Source organism: Neobacillus sp. Soil_C_43 (genome assembly GCF_057656715.1).
In genome coordinates this window covers 51,650-59,099 of the sequence record NZ_JBDGJV010000026.1, presented here as the reverse complement: position 1 = coordinate 59,099, position 7,450 = coordinate 51,650, and the positions used below count along the sequence as shown (strand labels likewise).

At 37.1% G+C, this 7,450-nt stretch carries 7 protein-coding genes and 1 rRNA gene; 7 read left to right on the top strand and 1 reads right to left on the bottom strand.

What is annotated here, in order from left to right; all coding sequences use genetic code 11:
• From rrf to AC3A54_RS23705, 7 genes are all read left to right on the top strand, one after another.
• Window positions 1-75, top strand: a 5S ribosomal RNA gene (rrf, locus tag AC3A54_RS23735); the annotation flags it as partial.
• 200 nt (window positions 76-275) lie between these two features.
• A complete protein-coding gene (locus AC3A54_RS23730; RefSeq protein WP_487656460.1) occupies window positions 276-986 on the top strand; it encodes a DUF421 domain-containing protein in 711 nt (236 codons plus the stop codon).
• 170 nt (window positions 987-1,156) lie between these two features.
• Window positions 1,157-2,536, top strand: coding sequence for a branched-chain amino acid transport system II carrier protein (gene brnQ / locus AC3A54_RS23725; RefSeq protein ID WP_487656459.1), 1,380 nt, complete (start codon window positions 1,157-1,159; stop codon window positions 2,534-2,536).
• Between the two features lie 285 nt (window positions 2,537-2,821).
• Window positions 2,822-3,700 (top strand): LysR family transcriptional regulator, encoded by an 879-nt coding sequence (locus tag AC3A54_RS23720; RefSeq protein WP_487656458.1) that lies wholly within the window; start codon window positions 2,822-2,824, stop codon window positions 3,698-3,700.
• Between the two features lie 136 nt (window positions 3,701-3,836).
• Window positions 3,837-4,205, top strand: coding sequence for a CidA/LrgA family protein (locus AC3A54_RS23715; RefSeq protein ID WP_487656457.1), 369 nt, complete (start codon window positions 3,837-3,839; stop codon window positions 4,203-4,205).
• Window positions 4,205-4,897: an LrgB family protein gene (locus tag AC3A54_RS23710; protein WP_487656463.1), complete on the top strand. Its 693-nt coding sequence runs from the start codon at window positions 4,205-4,207 to the stop codon at window positions 4,895-4,897. The genes AC3A54_RS23715 and AC3A54_RS23710 overlap by 1 nt, the downstream gene beginning before the upstream one ends.
• Before the next feature lie 298 nt (window positions 4,898-5,195).
• Window positions 5,196-6,083 carry an NAD(P)-dependent oxidoreductase gene (locus tag AC3A54_RS23705; RefSeq protein WP_487656456.1) on the top strand — a complete coding sequence of 296 codons (888 nt, stop codon included), beginning with the start codon at window positions 5,196-5,198 and terminating at the stop codon, window positions 6,081-6,083.
• A gap of 312 nt (window positions 6,084-6,395) precedes the next feature.
• On the opposite strand, the gene AC3A54_RS23700 is transcribed toward AC3A54_RS23705, so the two are convergent.
• Entirely contained in the window at window positions 6,396-7,223 is an 828-nt protein-coding gene (locus AC3A54_RS23700; protein ID WP_487656455.1) for an HAD family hydrolase, read from the bottom strand.
• Window positions 7,224-7,450: the final 227 nt, after the last annotated feature.

Below are 7,450 nucleotides of genomic sequence, written 5' to 3'. Positions count from 1 at the left end.
AACACGGAAGTTAAGCTTCTCAGCGCCGATGGTAGTTGGGACGAAAGTCCCTGTGAGAGTAGGACGTTGCCAGGCAATTGAAAAGACAACCTGTAATGGGTTGTCTTTTTTGTTTTCCCGCCGAAGAACATTTGCCTGTCGGGGCTGAACGAGGTGCTTCAGCCTTTTGTTCTTACCTTAGCTTCTATAATATTATAGAAATGATTAATATTCATTTCTTATTTGGCTCATATTACAAAGAGAGTTTTTAGATGAAAAAATGAAGGATGAATCAAGTGGAGACTTTAATTATTGCCGTTCTGCGAACGTGTTTTTCATTTTTAATATTATTGACAGTTTCGATATGGATTGGAAAACAAGTAAATTCCCATAACAATCACTATAATTTTGCATTATCTGTAACGCTAGGTTCTTTTATTGCTAATATGGGTTTTGATACGAATTTAAAATTTACCCCAATGTTGGCTTCTTTTACTGCACTTATTTCTATGTACTTTATTAGTTCACTCATATCTAATAAAAACAGACGTTTTCGGTTGTGGCTTTCAGGGGAGCCTACAGTTGTTATTGAGAATGGGAAGCTTTTAGATGGTAATATGAAGAAAATACGGTATACGCTTGATGATTTAAACCAGCAGCTAAGAGAGCAAGGGATTTTTGATTTAATCGAAGTGGAGTTTGCTTTACTAGAAGTTAGTGGTAAGTTATCTGTTTTGAAAAAGACAAAATTTCAAAGTGTAACCAAAAATGAAATTGTTCCAACTAATAATAGTGTTGATATCCATCTTCCTATAGAACTAATCATGGATGGAAGGGTTGTTGAGAAGAATTTTAACTCACAATACACAAGCGCTTGGCTCAATCAGGAGTTGCAATCTCGAAACCTGGAACTGAAAGATATTCAATACGCTGTTATATCATCTAATAGTTCTCTTTTTATTGATTTATATAATGACAATTTAAAATCTCCATTAGATCAGGAGTAAATTAAGGTTAGTCCCAAAACAAAAGTAAACTTTTGTCAGTTTGAAATTATCAAATAAATCGTTAAAATAGGTTGAATTTCGAGTGTTTGAATAGTAATATTATTCAGGAATAATATTTGAAATTACTAATCTATTATAAGTATTGGAATTCTAAGGTGGGAGCATTATTTATGCAAAATAAATTAAGTTTTTCAAGGTATTTCATCATTGGTGTGATGTTGTTTGCCTTGTTTTTCGGCGCAGGAAATTTAATTTTTCCAGCATCGCTTGGTCAAAAAGCAGGATCAAACATTTGGCTGGCAGTTGGAGGATTTTTAATAACGGGAATAGGCTTGCCGTTTCTGGGAATCTTGGCAATGGGTGTTTCGGGAAGTAAGAATTTACAAGAGCTTGCTAGCCGTATTCATCCAGTCTTTGGAGTGGTCTTTACATCTCTTCTATACCTAACCATAGGTCCATTTTTTGCAGCTCCTAGAACGGGAGCTGTTGCGTTTGATATCGGAATTGCACCTTTTGTGAATGAAAATAATGGACATGCTGGACTGATAATATTTACCCTATTATTTTTTGTTGTTACACTTTGGTTTTCTCTAAACCCTGCGAAAATAGTCGATAATGTGGGGAAAATACTGTCTCCAGGCATTATCATCCTTATTTTTGTGCTACTGTTCATGATAATAGTAAAACCAGTCGGTACGATTGAAGCACCACAAGCATCTTATTCAACCGGCGCATTTATGAAAGGTTTAATGGAAGGCTATAATACAATGGATGCACTGGCTTCGCTTGTATTTGGTATTATTGTCATCAACGCGATTCGTTCCATGGGTATAACCTCATCCCGTGGTATCCTTTTAGCATCAGCTAAATCAGGGATTGTCGCAACATTTTTTCTTGGAATCATCTATGTTGGTATTGCCTACCTAGGGGCAACAAGTACGGAAGCGTTCGGCCTATTTGATACAGGGGGACCTGTCCTTGGAAAGGCTGCATCTTATTATTTTGGTTCGTTCGGAACAGTCATGCTATCCATTATAATCATACTTGCTTGTCTCACAACCAGTATCGGGCTGATGACAGCTTGTGGTGAATACTTTCATACTTTAATGCCTAGAATCGGTTATAAAATGTGGGTTGTGTTCTTTTCCTTGATTTCTTTAATTATAGCAAATTTTGGATTATCAAACATTATTACATTCTCCATTCCTGTGTTAATGTTTCTCTATCCACTTGCAATTGCCTTAATGTTGCTAGCCTTTGTATCTAAGCTATTTAACCATTCGCAAATTGTATATGTTACTGTTATTGGTGTCACATTTTGTATAAGTATAATTGATGGGTTTAAAATCTTATGCAGTTTGCTAGAAATGGACTATTTTGCCTGGCTGGCTCCGATTATTTCGTTTTATGAGCGAGCGTTACCTCTATACAAGGATGGACTTGGTTGGTTGCTTCCTGTTTTGGCTGCGATTATTATTACATCATTGTTTGTAAGGCTACAGAAGGTTACTGCAGTCCGTGTTAAAAATAAAACAGAGAGCGCTTTGTAAGTATTCAAACATCTCCCTACAATAGGGGAGATGTTTTGTTTATTTAAAATGTATTTTATAATGGCTGTGTTAAAGAACAATGTTGATTTTTACACATGTTGATTGGAGCGGAAGGCACGAAGACTCCTGTGGGAGTGTGGTTCAGGGGAGACCCCGCAGGCGCATGCGCCGAGGAGGCTCGCCGAAACACCCACGGAAAGCGCAGTGCCTGGAGCGGAAATCAACAGGCAAGTTTAACAAAGCCTTTATAATAAAAATTAGTTACTAAAATTCGAGGTGTTTTCATTGGAATTACGGCAGTTAAGATTATTTATTGAGGTAGCTAAGCATAAAAGCATTACAAAAGCAGCAGAGAATATGCATATTTCTCAGCCAGCATTGAGCAAGTCTCTAATGGCACTAGAAGATGAACTGGGCATGACATTGATTATTAGGACCAACAAGACTAGTGACCTTACAGATGCAGGGAAGGTGGTCCTCGAATATGCTCTAAGGATGACCGTGTTAGTAGATGAAATGAAAACTACTCTAATTGATATGACGAACTTATCAAGAGGTCAAATCAACATTGGATTACCTCCATTTATTGGAAGCTTGTTTTTTCCAAGGGTCATGGCCAAATTTCATCATGCTTTTCCGAATATAGAATTAAATATTACAGAGTATGGTGGTGCAAGAGTCGTAAAAAGTGTGGAAGAAGGTGAATTTGAACTGGGTGTTGCTGTACTTCCAATCGATGAACAGCAATTTTCGGTTTATCCCATCGTAGAGGAAGAGATGAGGCTAGTGGTTTACAAAGATCATCATTTATCAGATCGTGTAGAGGTGGAGTTAAAGGAATTAAGGGAAGAAGAGTTTATTTTTTATCATGAGGAATTTGCTTTAAATCAAATAATGAGAAACCATTTCATTGCTGTTGGTTTTGAACCTAAAATTTTATTCAAGAGTTCTCAATGGGACCTGATGACGGAGATGGTTGCAGCAAACCTTGGGATTACTATCCTTCCACAATCGATCTGCAACCGGGCTTTTAATTCGGATTTAAAGGTAATTAAACTTCAGGATAATATTATGTGGAAACTAGCTGTCATTACAAAAAAAGACCGCTACATTTCTAACGCGGGGAGAACCTTTATTGATTTCATTCTAAAAGAACCATTATAACTTTGAGTTATGAAAAACATTCTAAATATGTATTTTACGAATGGTAAATATCGCTGTACTATTACTAGTAGTTAATTAAAGGAAACAAAAGGGAGATCATTTGCTCCCTTTTTCATATTTAGAAAGGAAGTACACAATGAAACTAGGAGTAATAATGATACAAGTTTTATTTTTACATGTTTTCTTATTTCTTGGTGTGGCACTAAAGGAATTGATTCCTCTTCCAATTCCCGCTTCTATGTTCGGATTAGCTCTTCTTTTTCTAGCGCTTTATCTCAAAATTATTAAACTGGAATGGGTGGAAAAAGGGGCAAGTTGGCTGATGGCTGAGTTGCTGTTATTTTTTATTCCATCCGCAGTTGGAATAGTAAATTATGATGAAATTATTAGCCTTCAGGGTGCGGAAATTGTTGTTTTAATTGCCATTAGTACAGCAATAGTTATGGGAATGACTGCATTAATTGCTGAAAAAATATCAGGTCGTAAAAGGAGTGAGCAGCATTGATGACGGTACTATTTACGGTCATAACCTATCTTATCTATCGGTTTGCCAAAAGAACCTATACAAAAATGGCACTTCCGTTTTTTCATCCGTTACTGCTTGCACCTATCTTATTAATTGTTCTTATATCGATTACACATGTACCAGCTACTCAATACCTGGAGGCATCTAAGTGGCTAACTCATCTATTGGGTCCAGCCACTGTTGCCTTTGCGGTACCCATATACAAAAATTTATCGATTATTAAAAAGTATATCGGTACTATTATCATTAGTATTACTTCAGGTTCACTCGTAGCTATTTTGTCAACCTTAGGACTGTCAAAATTAATTCACTTGAACTATGATTTCGTCACTTCCATCCTTCCAAGGTCTATCACGACTCCAATTGCGATAGAAGTATCAAAAGAAATTGGTGGATTGCCAACCCTGACAACTGTTTTTGTCATTTTAACCGGTGTAATTGGCGGTTTTGTCGGTCCGATGGTTCTTAAATCTCTGTCAATCAAATCCCCAATTGCCAAAGGGCTCGCTTTAGGGATGGGGGCACATGGAGCTGGGACTAATAAAGCGTTAGAGTACGGTGAACAGGAAGCAACGTTTTCATCCTTAGCGATGATTTTTGCGGCCTTCATTACCCTTATCTGGGCTGCGCTGCTCATTCCTCCATTGATGAATATTCCACATTTATTTTAATACGACCGAAACAGCTGGAAAAACGAAAGAAAGGTCTCGTATGAGGATTCTACGCGACCGAAACAGCTGGAAAAAACGAAAGAAAGGTCTCCTATGAGGGCTCTATGCGACCGAAACAGCTGGAAAAACGAAAGAAAGGTCTCCTATAAGGGTTCTACGCGACCGAAATAGCTGAAAAAATCCACTAAAGGTCTCTTATGACCTTTAGTGGATTTTTTTGTTATACTTAACAATTGCAGTGGGAAATAACCATCTATATTATGGGTTGTAAAGATATATTATAAAGGAGGCACTAAAGATGACAAAAGAAGTGGGCTTTATCGGTCTTGGTAACATGGGACAACCAATGGTTTTGAATCTTTTAAAAGCAGGATATACGGTAAAGGTGTATAACCGTACACCTAGTAAAGCAGTTGATGTAGTGGAAGCAGGGGCTCAGCAGGTAAATAAATTATGTGATGCAGTTACCACTGGTGGAATAGTGATCACAATGGTGTCAAACGACCAGGCACTCGAAGAGATTGTCTTGGGGCCTGATGGATTTGCTGAAAAGTTAGGTGCTGGTGGTATTCACTTATCAATGAGCACCGTATCTCCCGAGACATCAAAGAAACTAGCAGCATCTCATCAACAGCATGGCAGTTATTTGGTAGCATCCCCTGTTTTTGGTCGACCTGAGGCAGCGACAGCTCAAAAACTAAATATCCTCTCATCTGGTCCACTTGAAGCTAAAAAGCGTATCAAGCCAGTGCAAGAAGCTCTAGGGCAGCAGATTTTTGATATTGGTGAAGAACCGGGTGCTGCCAATGTGATAAAGCTGGGTGGTAACTTTATGATTATGGCTGCTATGGAGGCGATGGCAGAGTCCTTTAATTTAGCAGAGAAAAATGGAATTGATCGAGAGTTAGCTGCAGAGGTTTATGCGTCAACCTTATTTAACTGTACAGTCTATCAAGGATACGGTCAGATGATTGCTAAGAAAAGGTTTGAACCTGCTGGTTTTCAGCTATCACTTGGTCTAAAAGATTGCAATCTTGTCCTGGAGGAAGCAACCGCAACAAAAACCCCGATGCCACTTGCTAACTTAGTACATAATCGCCTCCTTGCTTCTGTAGCAAAGGGCCGAGAGAATCAAGACTGGTCAGCCTTAACTAGAATTTCGATGGAAGAGGCCGGACTAGAATAAATTATGTAAGGAGTAACACAATGAATATGTAAATTTTGGAAAAAGGCTTAAACAAAATAAAATTATACAAATAGAAAGGCTACTCAGGTTATGATGGAAAGTAGGATTTCGTCCCGTCGTAATTTAGTAGCTTTTTTTATATAAGCGAATGTTTTTAATCTGATTTTTCAGAAATATATACGAGGCTGTTTTGAATATGCGGTTTAAAGTTTTCCCTTTGGTTTTTCCGAAAAATAATATTATTATGTAAACTAATATTTTCATATATAAATACAAGCCACCTTATGGGCAGCTTGTATTTTTTTAAACATATTAAAATACCAATTCTTCTTTGTCAGTGTTTATTAATTGTAATAGATGACGTACAGCATAAGCAAAACCATCTTCATCATTTGTTTTTGTAATGAGATTGGCTTTTTGTTGAACATGAAGAGGGGCATTCCCCATTGCAACCGATGTGCTGGCCACCTCAAACTGTGCCAAATCGTTGCCGCCATCACCAAATGCAATAATATCTTCAAACGAAAGGTTCATCATCTGTTGGTAACGTAATAAAGCCTTGCCTTTATGTGCTTCATTGGAGGTAATCTCGACATTATTGGGGAAAGATGATGCCATAGATATCGGAAATTTTCCAGCTAATGCAGTTTTTATTTCCTCTACACGTTCTTGTTGCTCAGGATGGACCAAAGCAATTACTTTATAGATTTTTAATTGTTCCTTTTCCAAAATTCCATCATAATTGAATTCTTGAAAAAGAATATTTAGCTCTTCTTTACTTTTGCCATGTAAAGGAGGCAAGGTAGACGGAAAGCCACCGTAATTGGTATAAACGAGAATTCCTACCCCTAATTCTTTTAAAATTGAAAACATTTCTTGATAAATGGAAACAGGAAGAGTTGCTTCATACAGCACCTCTCTTGATGCAGAATATAAAACAGAACCATTGATACAAAAGATAGGAACTTCCATATTTTGTACTGCCGGTAATTTAATCACATCTGCGTAAGCACGGCCCGTATTTAAAATAACGCAGTGCCCTCGTTCTTGCAATTCGTTTAATGCTTTCACATTCTCTTCAGTAATTTCTTGCTTGGAATTTAATAATGTACCATCTAAATCTATTGATAAACATTTCATGGTTGTCATAAATCCTTTCTATTCTTCGCTATAAACTACTATATCAGAATTTATACAAAAAGTGGGTTGCCAAAATTTATGGTGCCTAAAAGCATAAGTTGAAAAAAGTTATTAATACTAATACCGAATAACACAGACAAAAAGGAGCAAACAACCAAGAAAAAGAAGATACTAACTATTACAATTGTTTTCTTTCTTGCCATGATCAACACAACTAATGTTGGGGC

What these genes read in the sequence shown, in the direction of transcription:
- brnQ (WP_487656459.1), top strand. Translation starts at nt 1,157, where the DNA reads ATGCAAAATAAATTAAGTTTTTCAAGGTATTTCATCATTGGTGTGATG.
- AC3A54_RS23715 (WP_487656457.1), top strand. Translation starts at nt 3,837, where the DNA reads ATGAAACTAGGAGTAATAATGATACAAGTTTTATTTTTACATGTTTTC.
- AC3A54_RS23710 (WP_487656463.1), top strand. Translation starts at nt 4,205, where the DNA reads ATGACGGTACTATTTACGGTCATAACCTATCTTATCTATCGGTTTGCC.
- AC3A54_RS23705 (WP_487656456.1), top strand. Translation starts at nt 5,196, where the DNA reads ATGACAAAAGAAGTGGGCTTTATCGGTCTTGGTAACATGGGACAACCA.
- AC3A54_RS23700 (WP_487656455.1), bottom strand. Translation starts at nt 7,223, where the DNA reads ATGAAATGTTTATCAATAGATTTAGATGGTACATTATTAAATTCCAAG.